The sequence below is a fragment of the Clostridium sp. MCC344 genome (assembly GCF_018785365.1).
Classification (GTDB): Bacteria; Bacillota; Clostridia; order Lachnospirales; family Lachnospiraceae; genus Pilosibacter.
Map to the genome: position 1 here is coordinate 119,887 of NZ_WQPQ01000023.1, position 20,071 is coordinate 139,957.

Sequence of the window (20,071 nt, forward strand, 5' to 3'; positions counted from 1 at the left end):
GCACAAGGAACATGGGACTTACCAAAAAGGTCTTAAAACGGCCGGTCACAACCGTTCTTGTTGTGCTCTGCCTGATCGTATTCGGTCTCAGCTCGATCTTTTCATCCCAGCTTGAGCTGATCCCGGAAATGGAGATGCCGATGCTGATCGTCAGCGCGGTCTACCCGGGAGCAAGCCCGGATGACGTGGATCAGCTTGTGATCAGTAAGATAGAGGATGAGATCGGAACGCTTTCCGGTGTCGATTCCGTCACCAGCATGTCTTCGGAAAACTTCGGAATGGTCCTGGTCCAGTATGACTATGACCAGGATATCGATAAAGCTTACGATGACTTAAAGAAAAAGCTGGATGGGATCAAGTCGGATCTCCCGGATGATGTCGATACCCCGACGATCATCGAGATGGATATCAACAGTACGCCGTCCATCACCCTCGCGGTCAACAATGACAGCGTGGATAACCTCTATAACTACGTAAATGACGATATCGTTCCGGAAATCGAAAAGCTGACTTCCGTAGCCAGTGTCGATGTATCCGGTGGTCAGGAGGCTTATATCAAGGCGGAGCTGATCCCGGAAAAATTAAGCCAGTATCATGTGAACATGAATACCATCGTTGCGGCTTTAAAGTCTGCGGACTTTTCCATGCCGATCGGAAGTACCTCCGTTGGAAACAAGGATCTTTCCGTGACATCCGGAACATCCTTTGACACGATGGAACTTTTAAAGAAGATCCCGATCACACTGGGCAACGGAAATATCATCTATATGGAAGATGTTGCCAATATCTACAATACCGTTGAGGCAAAGGACAGTATCGGACGTTACGACGGCAAAGACACGATGACGATCGGTGTCAAGAAAAATCAGGACAGCGACCACATTACCGTTTCCAAGGCAGTTCAGGAGACAATGGAAACGTTAAAAGCACAGGATCCGTCTCTGGAGTACGTCGTTGTCAACGATTACAGTGATCAGATCAGCGATTCCTTAAACAGCGTATTCCAGACCATGATCATGGCAGTCATTGTTGCGATGCTCATCATCTGGCTGTTCTTCGGGGATATCAAGGCATCCCTGATCGTCGGAACTTCCATCCCGGTATCAATTTTAGCTGCCCTCATCCTCATGAAAGCCATAGGCTTTACGCTAAACGTCATCACCCTGTCGAGTCTGGTCCTCGGCGTCGGAATGATGGTCGATAACTCGATCGTAGTTCTGGAAAGCTGCTTCCGCTTTACGGTTAAGGGCGGTGGCTTTGTTGAAACGAGAAAAGCCGCGATCGATGGTACTGCAGCTGTGCTGGAATCCATCATCGGTGGTACCGTTACGACCTGTGTCGTATTTATCCCGTTAGCTCTGATCTCCGGAATGAGCGGACAGATGTTCAAGCCGTTAGGCTTCACGATCGTATTCTGTATGATTGCGTCCCTGATTTCCGCGATGACGCTTGTACCGCTCTGCTACGTGTACTACCGTCCGAAGGAGAAGGAAAATACCCCGGCCTCCGGCATCATGAGAGCTCTGCAGAATGGATACCGTTCCCTGATGGAGAAGCTTTTAAAGAAAAAAGCGATGGTCATGGGAACCGCCGTTGTGCTTGTGATCTTCTCTCTGTTCCTTGCGACAAAGTTAAAGACAGAGCTTATGCCGGCAGATGATCAGGGAACGATCGCAGTGACGATTGAGACCCAGCCGGGTCTTAAGATCGAGGAGGTCGATAAGATCCTCCAGAGAGCAGAGGACTATGTGACACAGGATCCGGATCTTGATTCCTACATGCTTTCCTACGGAAGCTCCGGACTTTCCATGAATATGGGCGGAAGCGGAGCGACCCTGACGGCATATTTAAAGGATGACAGAAGCAGAAAGACGGATCAGGTGCTCAAGGAATGGAAACGCGATATGCAGAAATGGTCGGATTGTTCGGTCAGTCTGGAAAGCCAGAGCTCTCTGGGTAGTGGGATGTCCATGGGAAATGCGGAGGATCTCGAATATGTTCTTGTCAGCACACAGTACGATGACTTAAAGAAGGTATCGGATGAGATCGTTTCCGAGCTCCAGAAACGCCCGGAGGCGACAAACATCCACTCTTCCCTTGAAAACAGCGCTCCACTTGTAAAGATCAATGTAGATCCGGTCAAGGCGGCAGCGGAGGGACTTTCCCCGACCGCCGTTGCTTCCCAGGTATACATGATGGTCAGTGGAACGACGGCAACGACCCTGAATGTTGACGGAAATGATATCGATGTAAAGGTTGAGTACGCGGATGATGAGTACGATACGATCGATAAGCTCCAGGGAATCGTTCTTCCGACAGCGACCGGCGGATCCGTAGCTCTTATGGATATCGCGGATATCGGCTTCAAGGACAGCCCGCAGAGCATTACAAAGAGTGATAAGCAGTATCAGGTGACCATCACCGGTACTCTGACAGAGGGCGCGGACAGCACCACGAAGGATAAGATCCAGAAGGAGGTCATCGATAAGTACTTATCCGGCACGATCTCCATGCAGGAAAGCACATCCACAAAGATGATGAACGAAGAGTTTGCTTCCCTGGGACAGGCGATCGCCACAGCAGTATTCCTTGTATTCGTTGTAATGGCTGCACAGTTCGAGTCACCGAAGTTCTCCATCATGGTGATGACAACGATCCCGTTCGCCCTGATCGGTTCCTTCCTGTTCTTATGGTTAGTGGACTGCCCGATCAGCATGACTTCCCTGTTAGGCTTCTTAATGTTAGTCGGTACGGTAGTAAACAACGGTATTTTGTACGTCGATACGGCGAACCAGTACCGGGCAACGATGGACTTTAAGGAGGCGGTCATTGAAGCCGGCGCGACCCGTATGCGCCCGATGTTCATGACAACTCTCACGACGATCGTGGCAATGATCCCGATGGCGGCGGCTTATGGAAATGCCGGTAAGACGATGCAGGGACTCGCCCTTGTGGATGTCGGTGGACTGATCGTCTCTACAGCGATGGCACTTCTTGTTCTTCCGGTCTTCTATGTGATCATGAGCGGAAAGAATCAGGATAAGAAAGAGATCATTGACGTAGATTAAAGCTTTGAACATTGAAAGCGGATCCCTGCAGAGTCTGCAAGAGACGGCCGCTGCCCGGTCGGGAGGCGGTCAGCCGGAATGCGGAATGCTCTGCGGGGCTTCCTGCTTTTGGAGGCGGCAGTCAGGGGATAAAAATTGCCACCGGATTGCCGTATTTGGAAAGAAAATGTAAGAGAAACGTTATTGCGTTTCTGCGATGAAATCGTTATGCTCATAGACGGAGGGAAACCTATGAGACGAAATAAATGGAAAAAAGCAGGTCTGACCGTGCTCTCAGCCGTTTTTATGGGAAGTCTTTCCCTGGCGGCAGCGGGTACCGGAATTCCTGCGTTAGCTGCGACGAAGGATGTCGCGGTCACAGAATATGACGAGTCGGCACTTGTAAAATTCAAGGACAATACTCTGGAATACTGGGAGATCCCGGGACTCATCGAGCGGTATAATACCGATTATCAGAACCAACTGCAAAGCTTCTACTATAATCCGGGCGGATCCACGGGTCTTACGAAGGATCAGATGTCAGCGATGGCGGCGGATCTGCGCGCGGAGGCAGATGAAATGGAGCGGGATGCGAATGATGTTCAGTATGATGAGACAGTATCCCGCGACGTGTATAAAGGATATAAAGCAAATATGCATGCTCTGCGGGCATACGCACAGCAGCTGGAGGATACCGCAAAGGGAAAGGGAGCCGGTGGTTCCTCTGCACTCCGCGGACTCCGCATCACGAGAAATGAGAAGACAAAGACCGCGAGGGAAGCAATGCGGACCTATGAGACCTTAAAGGACCAGTATGAGATCGCCCTTTTAAATCAGGAGATCGCAAAGCAGAATTACGAGGCGGCGTTAAAGAAAAAGGATCTGGGAATGATGTCGAAGGAAGATGTTCTGACCGTGGAGGACGCACTGAATTCCGCGAACGGAAGTGCTCTTCAGGCAGCGTCCGGTCTCAATACCCAGAAACAGACGCTGATCACAATGTTGGGCTGGGATTACAACGCTGATCCGGAGATCGCGAAGGTTCCGGAGCCGGATCTTTCCGTGATCGCGTCCTTTGATCCGAAGAAGGATGAGGCGAAGGCCATCGAGATGAACTACACTCTGTATGATACAAGGATGACGAGTTCCAAATCGGCGGGCGGAGCAGTCACGAAGGCAAGAAATATCAAGGATCAGGAAGATTCCGTCCGTTCTTCTCTGGATCTTATGTATAAGGACCTGAAACAGAAACAGAAAGCCTATGAGGCATCGGAAACGCTCTATGAGGCGGCAAAGGCCGATAAAGCGGCTGCTGACCGGAAGAATGAGCTGGGGATGTTGAGCCGTCAGGAATACCTTCAGGCAGAGTCTGCATGGCTTTCCAGTGAAGCATCCCACACGGCGGCGAAGCTGGACCTCACAGGAGCGATCGAAAATTATCAGTGGGCGCTTGAGGGACTTCTTGATATCGGTTCCTCATCACAGAGCTAAAGGAGAAGCAGAATGAAAAGAAATTTGACAGGACGTGTGATCCCGGCGGCACTTGCGCTTGTTCTTGCGGCAGCGCCTGTGACTTCATTTGCAAGGACAAAGGCGGTCGAGGCAACCGGAATCGCGGACGAAAACGGATTTGTATCCCAGCCGGGAAATGAGTACGATGATGTGACGATGAAGAAGCTTGCGGATAATGTACTGGAATATGACGAGATCGGGAAGCTTGTTGAGGTGTACAGCCCGACGTTTAAGACGTTGAAGGAGACCTATTCCGACAAAAAGGATGCATCCAAGGATGTCGCAAAATTGAAATCCCAGTTATCAGATAAATCGGCATCGATCCTGGATGCCGCGGATCAGATGAACGGGATGACAGACCAGATGAAGGACCTGATCGGTATGCTCCCGACGGCTCCGACGACATATGCCCAGTTAGTCTACAATTCCGAGCTTCTGGACTATCAGGCGGAGCAGGTACTTTTAATGGGTGACAGTCTGAACCAGATCTCCCCGGAGCAGATGCATATCAAGGTGATCGATGCGAACCGTGCAGCGCTGGAGGCCGGCGCCCAGAGTGCCATGATCGGTTATAAGCAGCTGCTGCTTAATGAGGAGAGTTTAGAGAGTGGTCTTACGCTTCTTAACGCAGTGTATCAGTCTACCCAGAATCAGGCGGCCAACGGCCTTGCGACCCAGAGTCAGGTTCTTTCCGCGAGACAGCAGTTGGAGTCTACTCAGGCGACAAAGCTGACATTGACGGCAAATGAGCAGAAGCTGCGCCAGACACTCTGCACGATGCTTGGCTGGAAGTACGACGCAGTGCCGGAGATCAGGGATGTTCCGGCGGCAGATCTTGCAAGGATCGACGGAATGAATCCGGAGAAAGATAAGCAGGCGGCACAGGACAATAACTTCACGATCCGCTACAATGTGCTGGATCTCGATAATAAGGACGCCGGATCCGTCGAGTACCAGAATTTACAGCGCACGATCAAGCAGGAGAAGGAAGAAGTCTCCTCCTCCCTCGTAAATCTCTATAACGATGTTCTCCAGAAGAGAAACGAGCTTCAGACCGCAAAGGCAGCTTACGAGCTGGAAAAGACGAAGATGGAGACTGCCGAGAGAAAATGGCAGTTAGGAACCATCGGACGTCTTGAGTATATGCAGCAGCAGAACGCCTTAAAGACAAAGGAGATCGCAGTGAAAACAGGTGATCTCGCGCTGTTTCAGGCGATGGAGACCTATGACTGGGCGGTAAAAGGAAATTTAAAGCTCAGCCAGTGATCCGGGAGCGGCCAAAGAAGGCCGTCCTTTATGAAAACAGTTCGGCGATCCGGAAACGGATCTTTACAGTGGGCAGGGAAACAGTTTCCTGCTCACTTTTTTTTACAGACGATTCCTCATCAGATGGCGAGTGTTGTGGTCCGGAGCGCAGCAACGCTTCATAATCGTTCTCCGGGATCAGGCTTTTCAACGTCTCCTTCGACCCTTCCGGCATTGATGCATGAATGCTGTCCGTGTAGCATAGGGATGGATACAGGACGCACCAGAAGTTGTGCCCGGCACCGTTTCCGATGGTCACCCGGACGGCTTCATACATTCCGGCGGGAAATGTCATGTCCCCATAGGTGCGCACCGGAAACCTGCAGGTCTCAATCCCCACACGTACACCGTAATCATACCCGAAGCTGTGGATAAAGTCTTCTGCGGCGGTTTTCAGTGTGGAAGATTCAGACAGGATATATGCTTTCAGATCCTCTTTTCCGGCAATCTGATCTGCGGCGGCATCGTCCCGGATCTTTTCCAGCAGAAGATCCTTTACGCAGAGCTTTAACGCCTGATCTTCAGCAGAGTCACTGTTCGCAAGAACATGGAACCGCAGGATCTTCGGGGCAATATCCGCCGCCAGTGCCTCATCCCTTGCCCGGATTCCGGACATGGCGAGGAGAAAACAGATGAAAAAACATAAAATGGAGAGGGAAAATTGGTTGGTTCGATTCATGACACGCCCTTCTTTTTACTTTTATAAACATATATTTTCTGAACAGAAAATTCCTACCCGTGAAAAGTAACGTGAATTTTTCCGCTTCAGAATTGCTTTTATTTCCTATTTGTAATTATTCCCAGTTGTGCTATAATCTAAACGATAACATGAGAAAACTGCCCGCCCAGTGCCTGTACATCTGAAAACACATTCGGGTGCACAGGCGCTGACCGGGACTTTTAGAAATTTATTAGAAAATCAGAGAGGAACCAAATCATCATGGAAAAGAAAAATATCGTTGTCCTGTTTGGCGGACAGTCATCAGAACATGTAGTATCCTGTATGTCTGTACAGAATGTGGCAGCAAACATCGATCAGGAGAAATATAACGTCATCCTTGTCGGAATCACAGAGGATGGTCACTGGTTAAAGGTAGATTCTTTAGCTCAGATCAAGGACGATACCTGGAGAGAGGCAAAGGCGGGCGCAGTCCTGTCCCCGGACGCAAAGGAGAAATGTCTCATTGTCACAGAAAACGGAAAATTCGAGAAAGTTCCGGTTGATGTTGTATTCCCGGTCCTTCACGGACTTTACGGGGAAGACGGAACGGTTCAGGGAATCCTGGAACTTGCGAAGATCCCGTATGTCGGCTGCGGCGTTCTCGCTTCCGCAGTCTCCATGGATAAGCTTTCCACAAAGCGCATGGTAAACGGACTCGGAATCTGCCAGGCGGCATATGTTCCGGTATTGAAGGAAGAGTTAAAGGATATAGATGCTGTTGTCGCAAAGATCGAGAAAGAGATCCCGTATCCGGTATTCGTAAAACCGTCAAATGCAGGTTCTTCCAGAGGCGTGACCCGCGCGGATAACAGGGAAGAGTTGATCGCAGGCTTAAAGGAAGCAGCAGCAAATGACCGCAGAATGCTTGTCGAGGAGATGATCGTCGGCCGTGAGATCGAGTGCGGCGTATTCGGTGACGGCGCTTCCACTAAGGCATCCGGAGTCGGTGAGATTCTGGCTGCGGCTGAGTTCTATGATTTTGATGCAAAGTATTACAATGCAGAGTCCAAGACGGTTGTTGATCCGGAACTTCCGAACGGAGCAACCGAGCGCGTCCGTGAGGCGGCGGTCAAGATCTTCAATGCGGTGGACGGCTACGGCTTATCCCGCGTGGATTTCTTTGTGAAGGCAGACGGAACGGTCGTATTCAATGAGATCAACACGCTTCCGGGCTTCACCGCCATCAGTATGTACCCGATGTTATGGGAGGCAAGAGGCGTAAATAAGAAGCAGCTGATCGATGATCTGATCAACCATGCTTTTAAGAGATACGAGAGATAAAACGACTGGATCATTCAGAAAGTCCAGATGTTATCAGTCACGCAGACGATTCCGGATCATGGTGAGATCTGCGAAAACAATATATCAGGGGAGTTTTATATGACAAAGGATATTCTTGTCCGTGTCCGGGGAACTCAGACGATCGGTGAGGAAGAGGACACGGTCGAGATGATCACCCCGGGGACGTATTATGAGAAGAACGGCAAGCAGTATTTCATCTACGATGAATCGCTTGACGAGACGGGGGAGCCGACCCACAATACGGTGAAGATCATGGAAAACCGGATCGAAGTGACAAAAAGGGGACTTGTGGACAGCCACATGATCTTTGAGCCGGGAAAACGGACGACGGCAAATTACCGGACTCCGATGGGACTGTTTCTGATGGGGATCACAACTTCGTTTCTCGAGATTGCGGAGGACGAGGAATCAATCCTTCTGAAGATCAAATATTCGATGGAGATGAACGGGCAGTACGCATTTGACTGCAGTACGGAGATCTTGGCATCTTCAAAAAAGGATGAGGTTCTGGGAATCGTGGTAAAAGACTAAGAACGTTATTTGTTACTTTTCACGGATAGGAATTTCCTGAAAAGAAGTTCTTTGCATATTGCGGTTTGCACAGCGGTCCGGTATTCTGGCATCGTGCCGGACCGGAAAGGAAATGGGGGTTGCAGCTATAGCGGATGGAACGGCGCGGAAGATGAGATCCGGGCTGTTCACACAAATAAATAAGAAAGGGCGCAGCTGACTAGCGATCTGTATGCTCGCAGATCCAACAGTACAGTCCGGCTGTGAGAGGATTCAAAAGAGGTATGGAGAGTTTTTTAGTCGCGGTCAACGCAGTCATCCCGTTTTTCTGTTATCTGGCTCTTGGATACACGATGAAGATCAAAGGTGTTGTATCGGAAGAATTTCTGCAGAAGCTGAACCAGATGGTTTTCCGGGTATTTTATCCGTTCATGACTTTCTACAATATTTATAAAGCCGATGCCGAGTCGCTTCCGAGACCATTGCTTTTGATCTTCACGGGTGCAAGTATCCTGATCGTGGAAGCGATCCTGATCGTGATCATTCCGAAGATCGTAAAGGAAAACCCCAGAAGAGGCGTTATCATTCAGGCGATCTTCCGAAGCAACTTTGTTCTGTTTGGACTGCCGCTCACGATCGAGGTATTTGGAGATTCAGCGGCATCGATCGCGGCTATGATGGTTACGGTCGTTGTGTCGATCTACAATACCACGTCGGTATTTATTCTTGAGATGTTCAACGGAGAGGGAAAATCGGATATTAAGAAGACGCTGAAGGCGGTGGCAGCGAATCCACTCCTGCAGGGTGCCGTCGTAGGTCTGATCTTCTTTTTCCTTGGGATCAAGCTGCCGGGAAGCCTTGTGACACCGATTTCCGCCTTCTCCAATATGACTTCTCCGTTAGCGATCTATGTGCTCGGAGGAACCTTACAGTTTAAGGCGATCCGGAAAAACCTCAAATATCTGGTTCCAACGCTTACCTGTAAGCTGTTTTTTCTTCCGGCGATCATCATCGCGATCGCTTACGCCTTTGGACTTCGTGGACTTGAGCTGTTCCTTCTGATCGCTGTCTACGCGACACCGGTCGCTGCGGCTTCCTATCCGATGGCCCAGAACATGGGCGGAGACGGAGAACTTGCCGGACAGTTTGTCGTGATCAGTACGGCGGTGTCCATGTTTACATTATTTCTGTGGATCTTCTTTATGAAGTCGGTAGGACTGATCTAAGTAAATGATAAGATGTATGAAATACCCGATGAAACATGAGCTTTTTACGCTCGTGTCTCACCGGGTATTTTGCTGTCGGTATGTCTGAAAGGCAGGGGAAGGAAGAAGCCGGCAGATAGAAAAAGATCCGCCCATCGGATGGCTTGTCCAGCCATTCCGTGAGCGGATCTTTTGTTTCGTCTGTTCTTGTCGATTTAGTCTTTTTTAAAAATTCCTTTGATACGCTGACCGATCGTTTTCTTCTTTGGAAGCGGGATCAGTCCTCCGCGCGGAACGGATTTGATCTCTGTGATATAGAGACCGCTGATCACAACTTTGACCTCAGTCTTTAACGGGAGCTGAAGGAAAACTTTCTCATCGGCGATCATGGTCATGATCTTTGTGCCGATCTTTGCTTTTACTACCGGAACCTTCATCCGCTTTGCATACCATGGAGTCTGCTCATAAACGATCGGCGGGAGTCCGGCTTCCTTTATTTTCAACTTTTTCTTGTCGATCGCCATCAGACTCACGGTCTGCTTAGCGGCATCGATTGCGCTCTGCTGTTCTACCTGGCGCTTTTCCATCTTACGTCCGAGGAAGTAAAGCACAGCGAGGACAACGACAAGGATCAGGAGAATGACAAGAATGACATTTGCTACGATACTCCAGTTCATGTGGATACCTCCAGTGTGTTCACGTTCGCCCTGTATCACAGGGCATTACCTGTAAATTATACCATCGCAGGTATAAAAGCGCAAGCAGTTTTCAAGAAGAGGATGTGCCAACAGTAAGAAGCCCCACCTGCAAAATTAAATTCCACCCCTCTTCGCGCAGTCAGAACAGAAAATATGTGCGGCAGGGAAAGCTGAGAAAACCAAAATAAATAGAGGGAAAATTTGCGAACATCCGAAATGATACATTTACTTTAGGCACAAAACATGAAAAAGGTTGCGCATTGACGGATGCGATAGTATAATTATTGATAACTGGTTGGGATTCATATAAAAATTCAGAACAACTCGAAAATTAAATTTTGAGAGCTGCCTGATCGGAAAATGAAAGGGCAGCGTGGACAACAGCCGGAAATCATGTACAAGAAAGGTGATATGGAGATGGGAAAACAGACAGCTTGGGAAGAAATTGATAAGAAATCCAGCGAGATCTTTACCGCCAGCGACGAGATCTGGGGCTGCGCGGAGACTGCCTTCACGGAAGAAAAGTCGATGAAGATCCTCTGCGATGTTCTGAAAGCAGAAGGTTTTACAGTTGAGACAGGTCTTGCGGACGTAAAGACAGCATTTAAGGGCACATTCGGTTCCGGAAAACCTGTGATCGGTATCTTAGGCGAGTTTGATGCCCTGTCCGGACTGGATCAGGAAGCGGGAGCTACCGAGAAGATCGTTGTGCATGATGGCGCCAGCGGACACGGCTGCGGACATAACATGCTCGGCACAGCGTCCCTCTCCGCGGCGATCGGAATCAAAAAGTATCTGGAAGAAAGCGGAAAACCGGGAACCGTGATCTATTTTGGCTGCCCGGGTGAGGAAGGCGGATCCGGAAAGGCATTTATGGCGAAAGGCGGAGTGTTCGCAAACCTTGACGCCGCGATCACATGGCATCCGGGAGATTTAACGCAGGCCGACACGGGAAGCTCCCTCGCAAACTATCAGGTAGCGTATAAATTCTATGGAAAGAGCGCCCACGCAGGCGGCGCACCGCATCTTGGACGAAGCGCCCTTGACGCGCTGGAGCTTATGAACATGGGTGTACAGTTCTTAAGAGAGCATGTGGTTCCGGAGGCGAGAATCCACTATGCGATCACAAACACCGGCGGATACTCCCCGAACGTTGTACAGCCGTACGCGGAAGTTCTGTATCTGATCCGTGCCCCGAAGAACAGTCAGGTGGAGGAGATCTATCAGCGTGTCAACAAGATCGCTGAGGGCGCTGCCCATATGACAGAGACCCGTGTGGAAATCGATTTCGTAAAGGGCTGCTCGAACCTCATGAGCAACAAAGTGATCGCAAAGGAACTCTGGGATAACCTTGTAGAGCTTGGTGCTCCGGAGTACACGGAAGAGGAGATGAAGTTTGCCAAAGCCATCAGTGAGGGCGTTGGCGACAGCCGTTTTGAGTCCTTAGAGAAGATCGCGAAGAGCTGCAAGGACAAAGCAGCTAAGGCGGAAGTCCTGTCCCATAAGGGCGAGAGCATGTACCGTTTTGTCGCTCCGTTCAATCCGGACGGAATCATGTCCTTCGGTTCCACGGACGTCGGTGATGTGAGCTGGAACTGTCCGACTGCTCAGGCCTACGTTGCTACATGGGCGGCTGGAACACCGGGCCACTCCTGGCAGGTCGTTTCCCAGGGCAAGAGCGGACTGGCACACAAGGGACTGATCTACGCGGCAAAGGCAATGGCAGGCGCAGCGATCGATATGTATGAGGATCCGGAGATCATCGCGAAGGCGAAAGCGGAGATGGAGGAGGAGCTGGATGGCGACACCTATCACTGCCCGATTCCGGACGGATGCAAGCCGAGAGCGATTGGAATGAAGATGTAAAAAATTGATTGATACGATTGAGCGTGAACGGAATGACGCGCTGCAGTTGTACATAAAAAACGGGGAGAAGTTCCGTAAAATGGAACTCCTCCCCATTTTTTATGAAAAATCCCGATCAGATCCGTTTCAGCTCATACTGTCTCGTGCCGAGACCGATCTTTTCCGCCTGATCGAGAGTCGCCTGCCATTCGATATTCGGGTTGGAATCCTTGAAATGATCATGGTGGCAGTGCCATCCCGGCTGGGAGAGATGTTCTCCAAGCTGGCTATTGGCGATTGGAGCTGCCTTCAGACAGGCATCCGCGCAGGCCTGGTCCAGAGCCACCGGATCGAAGCTTGCGAACATTCCGATATCCGGAAGGATCGGGGCATCATTTTCACCGTGGCAGTCACAGTTCGGACTGATATCCTGCACAAGGGAAATATGGAAGCACGGGCGGTCATAACAGACAGCCTGCGCGTACTCTGCCATCTTGCGGTCTAAAAGCTCGTTGGCATTGTAGTTCGGGTTGTAGATAGCATCAAAGCTGCAGGCACCGATACAGCGGCCGCAACCTTTGCACTTGTCATAATCGATGATGGCTTTCTTATTTACATATGTAATAGCATCGCTTCCGCACTCCTTTGCACAGCGTCTGCAGCCGCGGCAGAGCTTCTCACGGACGGACGGCTTTCCGCTTGCATGCTGCTGCATTTTTCCGGCACGGCTTCCGCAGCCCATACCGATGTTTTTGATGGCACCACCGAAACCGGTGGATTCATGACCTTTGAAATGGGTCAGGCTGATAAAGACGTCGGCGTCCATAATCGCGTGGCCGATGAAGGCCGTCTTGCAGTATTCTCCGTTCACGACCGGAACCTCCACCTCGTCAGTTCCGCGAAGACCGTCACCGATGATGATCTGGCAGCCGGTGGAGATCGGGTTGAAGCCATTGAGGTTTGCACAGTCTAAATGATCCAGAGCATTTTTTCTGCTTCCCGGATACAGGGTGTTGCAGTCGGTCAGAAACGGCATGCCGCCCTGTTCCTTACAGAGATCCGCAACGGCTTTCGCGTAGTTCGGACGAAGGAAGGCGAGATTTCCGAGCTCACCGAAATGCATTTTGATCGCGACGAATTTTCCGTCCATGTCAATGTTTTTGATTCCTGCAGCAACGCAGAGCTTTTTCAGCTTGTCCAACTGGCTGGTTCCAACCGAACACCGGAAATCGGTAAAATAAACCGTTGATTTTTCCATGCTTATAAAGTCCTCCTTTAATAAATACTTCGCAACGCTCCATTACCGTAAAGTCTGCGTTTTACTGCGGCGAGTACGGCCGGCGCGACCAGTGCGGTCAGCGCGCAGCCTGCTGAACCGTTACGATCTTTCTAATAAAAGTATCCCCGTAAGTCTTAAATTAGTCAAGGATAAATTTTGCGGAATTTTTTTAGGATAAATTTTGCAGAAATTTTTACATTGTGGTATAGTAAACGGGAATCGGTGTGTGCCGATGCATACCAGAAACAAAAAAGGAAGCTGTGAAGAACAGTTATAAAAGGTGATCGTATGAACATAAGAAAACTGGCAAGACCAGCGGCAGCGCTTTTGGCCGCCGCAGCCCTGATGGCGGGGATCCCTGAACTTCGGATGGAAGCGCAGGCGGCGTTTCCGGAATACTTAAAATCCGTGACCTACTTCGGTGATGCCTGGCCTATCAACTACTGGGGGACAGAGGATGACAACATGGGGGCAAATTTTGCCCGCATCAAGGCGGACGGCTTCAACAGCATCATTCTCGTGATCCCGTGGAGAGAGTTTCAGCCGGGAGATATGGGAAATATGTACAATGAGGCTGCTTTCGCCAAACTCGATCAGGTCATGAAGTGCGCGGATGACCATGGACTTATGGTGACGCTGCGGATCGGTTACTGCTGGGATTACAGCGGTGACGCGTCCCTTCCGGAGCGATATGCCGGTGTGGTGCAGGACGGAAGCAGTGACAGGAAGCTGTGGCTGGATTACTGTAAGACGATCTATGACCGGGTATCCGACTACGGGAACTTTCAGGGTGGATTTATTACCTGGGAGGACTTCTGGGACTATACGTCAAATATGGACCGGGATCTCACAAGAGCCCTCAGTATCCGTCTGGCATCCAGATGCGGATATCAGGATTACCTGAAGGCCCACTACTCCCTTGCGGAGGTCGGCGCGGTCTACGGAAAGACATTCCAGGATTATTCCGAGATCTGGATCCCGGAGAGAAAGCGCCCGGAGGCGAAGCTGTTTTTTGAGTTTTATGACAGCTTTTTAAATAAGCTCCTCTCCGAGAGTCAGGGAGTGTTCCCCGGACTATCCATGGAGGTCCGGTCCGACGGAGACCCGATCTACCAGCTGGACGGAAGCTATACCTACTATTCCCACTCCGCCACGTATCCGTGTGCCGATGCCGAGTACTCCGCTCTTATGTACAGCGTGTCCCTCGGACAGCAGAACGTAGGAGACCATATTTCCGCGGAAACAGCGCTGGCATCCATGCAGAACAGCATGAACGGTCTGGTGGAAAAGAGCGGAAAGAAGTATTTTATGGAGCAGTTCCTATATGCGGATTCCACAGAGGCATTCTCCTACAATACCCAGATCGAGGAGTCTCAGGTGGCGGACTTTGTGAAGAGATCAGCTCCGATCTTAAAAGATACCACCTGCGGCTACGGTCTCTGGGTATACCGGAATTATGTAAATGATTGTGTATACAATGGTCAGTTCGCGCTGGGACTCACGGGGTGGGATACTACCGGAAATGTTGAGAAAACGGAACATGACGGGTCGAAGGCAGTCACTCTGGCAAAAGACAGTGTGCTCAGCCAGAATGTCCATGGGCGTCTTGGAAAAAGGGACAAGATCTATGTAAAATTCTGGGCGGCACCGAAGAACGGTGCAGCGAAGGTCACCTTCCAGATCGGTGACGCTAAAAAGTCGGTCCAGGTGACGGAAGCGGGAAATTATGAGTGTTCCATCCCGTGGCAGGAAAACTACAATCTCTCGATCACGACAGACCGAAGCGTGACACTGGACAATATTAAAATGTATTCCCACGAGCAGTACGGCAGGATCTATGACACAGACGGCAACGAGCAGGATCTTGCGGCGGCGTTTCGGGAGTTAAATGCGGCACTGGATCAGACACAGACTTTGGAGCCTGTTCCGGCAGCCGATTCCAGTAAATAAAATTTCTGTAAAAAAAACATAAAGAAATTTGAAATTCCTACTTGCGGAATTGCTCAGACTACGATATAATCTCCGGGATAGTTTGACAGGGATCGATAAAAACCTGTCAGTGTCCCGGAGATTTTTATGCGGGCAATGAGTCTAAGCCTGTGTCCGCACATCAGGAATGTTTTGGAGAGCCGCCCCAAAGCTTATGTTTCCGGGTGTGTTGCGCGGTTAAAAAAAGGAGGATTACATGGAGAAAAAGAAAAGTTCACTCGCTGTCAGAATGAGTATTTCCCTCGTCTGCGGTCTGGTAGCAGGTCTTCTGTTAATGTTCTTAAGAGAAAACCTCAACAGCACAGGCAAGGAAGCCGTATGGGCAACGATCAACAGCATCCTGTTCCAGGACATCACAGCGGCAGGCGCTGAAAAGGCACTCGGTATCTTCTATATTATTGGTCAGTTGTTTATCCGTTCTTTACAGCTTGTCATCGTACCGATGGTATTCACATCCATCACACTTGCGATCGGACAGATTTCCGATACAAGAACTCTCGGCAGAATTTCCGTAAAAACGATCGCAGGTTTCCTGATCTGCTCTTTCTTTGCATTACTTATGGCATGCGTAGTCGGAATCATGATCTACAATGCAGGTGTATTCAATATTCAGGTGGAGGGTCTTGAAGGTTCCGCCGGATCTACCGGTTCCAACCCGTTAAATGTGATCCTTAACATTGTTCCGTCCAATATCACAGCGGTATTCAGCACAAACACTTCCGTTCTCGCGATCGTGTTCTTAGCGGTTTCCCTCGGTCTCTGCATGAAGGCAGTCGGCGACGAGAAGAGCGCAACATTAAAGAAGCTCATCACAGAAGTAAACGATATCGTTGTTGTATTCTTAAACTACGTTGTTACAAAGTTCGGTCCGTTCGCGATTTTCGTTCTCCTTGCAAGAACATTCGCGACATACGGAATCAATCACTTAAAACCGGCTCTGGCATACGTTGTCGTAACCGTTATCCTGCTTCTCTTATTCCTCTTCGTAGGATACCCGATCTTTGTAGCAGTTACAACAAAGCAGAATCCGGTGAAGTTCGCAAAGAAGATCTTCCGTGTAGCAGTATTCGGATTCTCCACTTCCTCCAGTGCGGCTGCTCTTCCGCTTAACGTGAAGACGACCACAGAGGAGCTCGGTGTTGATGAGAAGATCGCTTCCTTCGTACTTCCGCTCGGTATGACCATCAACATGAACGGTACCGCGATCATGCAGGTCGTTGCGACTCTGTTTATCGCAGGCTGCGCAGGCTACGATGTAACCCTGTCCCAGCTCATTGTGATCGCTCTCTTAGCCCTGATCGCATCCGCCGGTACACCGGCAGCTCCGGGCGCAGGCGCGATCATCCTGTTCACGATCCTTTCCGGTCTTGGCTACATCAACGACGGTGCACTCTTAGCATACAGCCTGATCCTTGCGATCAACCGCCCGATCGAGATGTTAGTAACGGCGCTTAACGTTGTCGGCGACTCCGCAACTGCAATCTACGTTGCGAAATCCGAGGGAATGTTAAACGAGGATATCTACAATTCATAAGGAAAATACCGGACTGGTTTATGGTCGGTGTGCAAAGCTCCGGAAGACCTGAGGGAAGAAGCCCAGGTCTTCCGGAGCTTTTTTATGTAACAGGAAATCCCGGGGAATTCCCTGTTACATAAAAAGGCACTGACGTGCCAAAGATGCGCACTCGCGCGAAGATGTAGACTGTCGCAAGCGACCGCGCGAGGCGCGAGAATGTGCCAAGGCACATTCTTTTTTCTGAAACAGCGTGCCTGTGATGCGTCTCCGCTTGACATTTTCTGAACAAATAAACAGAAAAATGTGATATGATAAAAACATGTGAAAGAGGCAGACAAGAACATTCAGTCTGCGGGGACAGGGGGAGCTTTATGACAGGAACCATGTTTTTCAACATGCTTTTAAATATCGGACTGCTGGTGCTTCTGGCAACGCTGCTCACCAATATGGCATCGGTGCGGAAGCTGTTCCGGGGAGAGAGCAGCACGATCATCCAGAAGATGGCGTTGGCAGTGATCTTCGGTGCCATCAGCATCGTGTCGACCTACACAGGGACAAAGACCGGCGGGGCCATCGTCAATACCCGCGTCATCGGCGTCCTGACCGCGGGGATCCTGGGAGGACCGTTTGTCGGAATGATGACGGCACTCATCGCCGGAGCCCACCGGTTCCTGTTTGATATTGGCGGCTTTACAGCAGCTTCCTGCGCGGTCTCGACGCTGGTGGAAGGCGTGCTGGGAAGTCTGGCCTATAAAAAGTACAAGGCAGGAGAGATGGACAGCGTCGATCTGTTTTTCCTGACTGCAGAGGCGGAGATCCTGCAGATGTTGATCATTCTGATGATCTCGAAGCCTCTCGGCGCGGCCATGGAGCTTGTGGGAAAGATTGCCGTCCCGATGATCGTCATGAATTCTGTGGGAATGGTGCTCTTTTTCAAGACCTTTGATATGGTATATATGCGAGAGGACAGTCTGTTTGCGGAGCGGATGCGTCTTTCCATGGGGATCGCGGACAAGAGTCTCGTCTATCTGAGAAAAGGTTTCGGAAAGCGGGAAAATATGGAAGCTGTGACTGATATCATTTTTGGTGAGATCCCATGTCAGGCGGTGATCATCACGGATGAAAAGGAAGTTCTGGCGGTGAGTTCCCTGATCGATGACAGCCGTTTCCGCCGGGAAAAGTTTCTGGAACATCTGACAGGACCGGCAAAAGGAATGAAAGCAGAATGTATCTGGGAGGAAGATCTCGATGAGGAGATACGGCCGCTGTTTCACTCCCTCGTGACGGTGACAGTTCCGGTCATGACCGGAGATGAGAAGATCGGAAGTCTGTCCATTGTCGTGAAAAAGAGACGCCGTGTGGAACGAAGCATCGGGGATTTTCTGGAGGAACTTGCGAAGATGTTTTCCACACAGTTAGGGGTCTACAATGTAGAATATCAGAAGAAATTGCGGAAAAAAGCGGAGTTTAAGGCGCTGCAGTCTCAGGTAAACCCGCATTTTCTCTACAACGCGCTGAATACGATCTCCTGCATCTGCGATGAGGATGCGGGAAAGGCCAGTGACCTGATCTTAACGTTAGCGTCCTACTACCGTCAGACTCTGGAGAACGACCAGTACATGCTGGATATCGATACGGAGATCAACCATGTCCGGACGTATCTGGAGATCGAGAAGGCGAGATTTGAGGAGAAGCTCCGGGTGGAGATCAACGTGGAAGACGGTCTCTCCTGTCAGGTCCCGTCCTTTATCCTGCAGCCCATCGTGGAGAATGCTGTCCGGTATGGAAACAGCGCGGACGGGGTGCGCAGAGTGGAGATCTCGGCAAAACGGGTGCAGAGCGGGACCGGGGAGGAGCTGGTGAGGATCGGAGTCAGGGATCATGGAAAAGGTTTTGAACCGGAAGAGGCAGAGAGGATCCTGACCGGAAACAAGACCGGCAGCGTTGGATTAAAAAATGTGAATGAGCGTTTGAAGAGTACATACGGAAAGCGTTATGGGCTGGAGATCCGGAATACAGATGACGGGGCGGATGTTTCGTTCTGTATTCCGCATCAGGCAGAGAGCTGACAGGAAAATACTGTGACCGGACGTAACTATTCAGTACCTTCATAGTTACGTGCAAAAATCCATTCCAGATCAGCTTCGCTGATGGGATTTTTGCCTTCCAGCCTATGTTTTCTTACGGTCAGCGCAGCAAGTGCGCAGACCTACTGAACAGTTACGACCGGACTATTTTATACATTGGGGAAACTATGAGAGACAGGGGGAGATGTTTTGAAGATCGCAGTGATCGATGATGAGAGACCGGCAAGAAAAATGCTGATCCGCAGGGTGAAGGAAGTGCGTCCGGACTGTGAGATCACGGAAGCAGAGAGCGGAGCGGACGCCTTAAAGATGTTTAATGAGGCGGATTCGTTTGATCTGATCTTTGTAGATATGGACCTCGGGGATATGGAGGGGACGACGCTGGCGGCCACGGCAAAACGGCTGTTTCCCGGGGCGAAGATCGTCTTTGCCACCGCCTATTCCCAGTATGCCGCGAAAGCATACGAGATGGAGATCGATGATTATATTTTAAAACCGTTCGATCCGGAGCGGGTGCACCATGTTGTGAAAAAATGCATTGGGGAAGGAAAACGTGATCCCGCGGGGAAAATGGAGGAGCAGGAGGAAAAAACGGAACCGGCAGCAGCAGAAAAACAGGGGGCAGAGCAGGAAAACGCAGGTGTGGAAGAGAGGCGCGAAGCAACGGTATTCGGCAAGATCCCTGTGACGGCCAGCCACGGAATCCTGTTTCTGGAGATCGCCCAGATCGTGTATGCGGAGACCGACGGACACGGGTGTGTGGTCCATACCACATCGAGATCCTATGAGGTCAACCAGCTTTTGGGAGAACTTGAGAAAAAGCTGGCGGACTTCGGATTCTTCCGGATCCATAAGAGCTATCTTATAAATCTGTCATTTATTTCGGAACTTTTCGCAGGCAGCGGAAACGGACTTTCTGTACATATGAAGGGGTATGAGAGCCGGGAACTCCCGGTGGGAAGAGAAAAACTGAAAACATTAAAACAGTTGTTGAAGATCAGCTGACAGAAAGAGAAGCTGCGGCACTCCGTTCATGACGAAAGGAGTGCTGTTTG

14 protein-coding genes are annotated in these 20,071 nt (G+C 50.3%); 11 read left to right on the forward strand and 3 right to left on the reverse strand.

From position 1 onward, the window contains the following. Positions 1 to 11: 11 nt before the first annotated feature. From GPK90_RS07615 to GPK90_RS07625, 3 genes are all read left to right on the forward strand, one after another. Positions 12 to 3,068: an efflux RND transporter permease subunit gene (locus GPK90_RS07615; RefSeq protein WP_215702644.1), complete on the forward strand. Its 3,057-nt coding sequence runs from the start codon at positions 12 to 14 to the stop codon at positions 3,066 to 3,068. Between the two features lie 231 nt (positions 3,069 to 3,299). After that, complete coding sequence (locus tag GPK90_RS07620; protein ID WP_215702645.1) at positions 3,300 to 4,538, forward strand: TolC family protein; 1,239 nt, start codon at positions 3,300 to 3,302, stop codon at positions 4,536 to 4,538. 12 nt (positions 4,539 to 4,550) lie between these two features. Further along, positions 4,551 to 5,825 carry a TolC family protein gene (locus GPK90_RS07625; protein ID WP_215702646.1) on the forward strand — a complete coding sequence of 425 codons (1,275 nt, stop codon included), beginning with the start codon at positions 4,551 to 4,553 and terminating at the stop codon, positions 5,823 to 5,825. 28 nt (positions 5,826 to 5,853) lie between these two features. On the opposite strand, the gene spoIIR is transcribed toward GPK90_RS07625, so the two are convergent. Beyond that, positions 5,854 to 6,543 (reverse strand): stage II sporulation protein R, encoded by a 690-nt coding sequence (spoIIR, locus tag GPK90_RS07630; RefSeq protein ID WP_215702647.1) that lies wholly within the window; start codon positions 6,541 to 6,543, stop codon positions 5,854 to 5,856. Positions 6,544 to 6,804: 261 nt separating this feature from the next. Between spoIIR and GPK90_RS07635 the strand changes: the two genes are divergently transcribed. The 3 genes from GPK90_RS07635 to GPK90_RS07645 all read left to right on the forward strand — a co-directional run bounded on the left by GPK90_RS07635 (position 6,805) and on the right by GPK90_RS07645 (position 9,623). Next, the gene (locus GPK90_RS07635) at positions 6,805 to 7,866 is read left to right on the forward strand and encodes a D-alanine--D-alanine ligase family protein (RefSeq protein WP_118530958.1); all 1,062 of its coding nucleotides are present in this window, start codon (positions 6,805 to 6,807) and stop codon (positions 7,864 to 7,866) included. Positions 7,867 to 7,965: 99 nt separating this feature from the next. Further along, a complete protein-coding gene (locus GPK90_RS07640) occupies positions 7,966 to 8,418 on the forward strand; it encodes a YwiB family protein (protein ID WP_182426782.1) in 453 nt (150 codons plus the stop codon). Between the two features lie 263 nt (positions 8,419 to 8,681). After that, positions 8,682 to 9,623, forward strand: a complete 942-nt coding sequence (locus GPK90_RS07645) for an AEC family transporter (protein ID WP_215702648.1) — start codon at positions 8,682 to 8,684, stop codon at positions 9,621 to 9,623. Positions 9,624 to 9,817: 194 nt separating this feature from the next. On the opposite strand, the gene GPK90_RS07650 is transcribed toward GPK90_RS07645, so the two are convergent. Next, entirely contained in the window at positions 9,818 to 10,279 is a 462-nt protein-coding gene (locus GPK90_RS07650; RefSeq protein ID WP_215702649.1) for a hypothetical protein, read from the reverse strand. Positions 10,280 to 10,717: 438 nt separating this feature from the next. Between GPK90_RS07650 and GPK90_RS07655 the strand changes: the two genes are divergently transcribed. Further along, positions 10,718 to 12,166, forward strand: a complete 1,449-nt coding sequence (locus GPK90_RS07655) for a M20 family metallopeptidase (RefSeq protein WP_215702650.1) — start codon at positions 10,718 to 10,720, stop codon at positions 12,164 to 12,166. Between the two features lie 115 nt (positions 12,167 to 12,281). Here GPK90_RS07655 and GPK90_RS07660 read toward each other — a convergent pair whose 3' ends face one another. Continuing rightward, complete coding sequence (locus GPK90_RS07660; protein ID WP_215702651.1) at positions 12,282 to 13,403, reverse strand: DUF362 domain-containing protein; 1,122 nt, start codon at positions 13,401 to 13,403, stop codon at positions 12,282 to 12,284. 309 nt (positions 13,404 to 13,712) lie between these two features. Between GPK90_RS07660 and GPK90_RS07665 the strand changes: the two genes are divergently transcribed. The 4 genes from GPK90_RS07665 to GPK90_RS07680 all read left to right on the forward strand — a co-directional run bounded on the left by GPK90_RS07665 (position 13,713) and on the right by GPK90_RS07680 (position 20,021). Then, a complete protein-coding gene (locus tag GPK90_RS07665) occupies positions 13,713 to 15,374 on the forward strand; it encodes a glycoside hydrolase family protein (protein WP_215702652.1) in 1,662 nt (553 codons plus the stop codon). Positions 15,375 to 15,609: 235 nt separating this feature from the next. Beyond that, complete coding sequence (locus GPK90_RS07670) at positions 15,610 to 16,947, forward strand: dicarboxylate/amino acid:cation symporter (RefSeq protein ID WP_117469123.1); 1,338 nt, start codon at positions 15,610 to 15,612, stop codon at positions 16,945 to 16,947. Positions 16,948 to 17,300: 353 nt separating this feature from the next. Continuing rightward, positions 17,301 to 18,998, forward strand: coding sequence for a LytS/YhcK type 5TM receptor domain-containing protein (locus GPK90_RS07675; protein ID WP_215702653.1), 1,698 nt, complete (start codon positions 17,301 to 17,303; stop codon positions 18,996 to 18,998). A 207-nt stretch (positions 18,999 to 19,205) separates the two neighbouring features. Continuing rightward, complete coding sequence (locus GPK90_RS07680; protein WP_215702654.1) at positions 19,206 to 20,021, forward strand: LytR/AlgR family response regulator transcription factor; 816 nt, start codon at positions 19,206 to 19,208, stop codon at positions 20,019 to 20,021. The last annotated feature ends 50 nt before the right edge of the window (positions 20,022 to 20,071 follow it).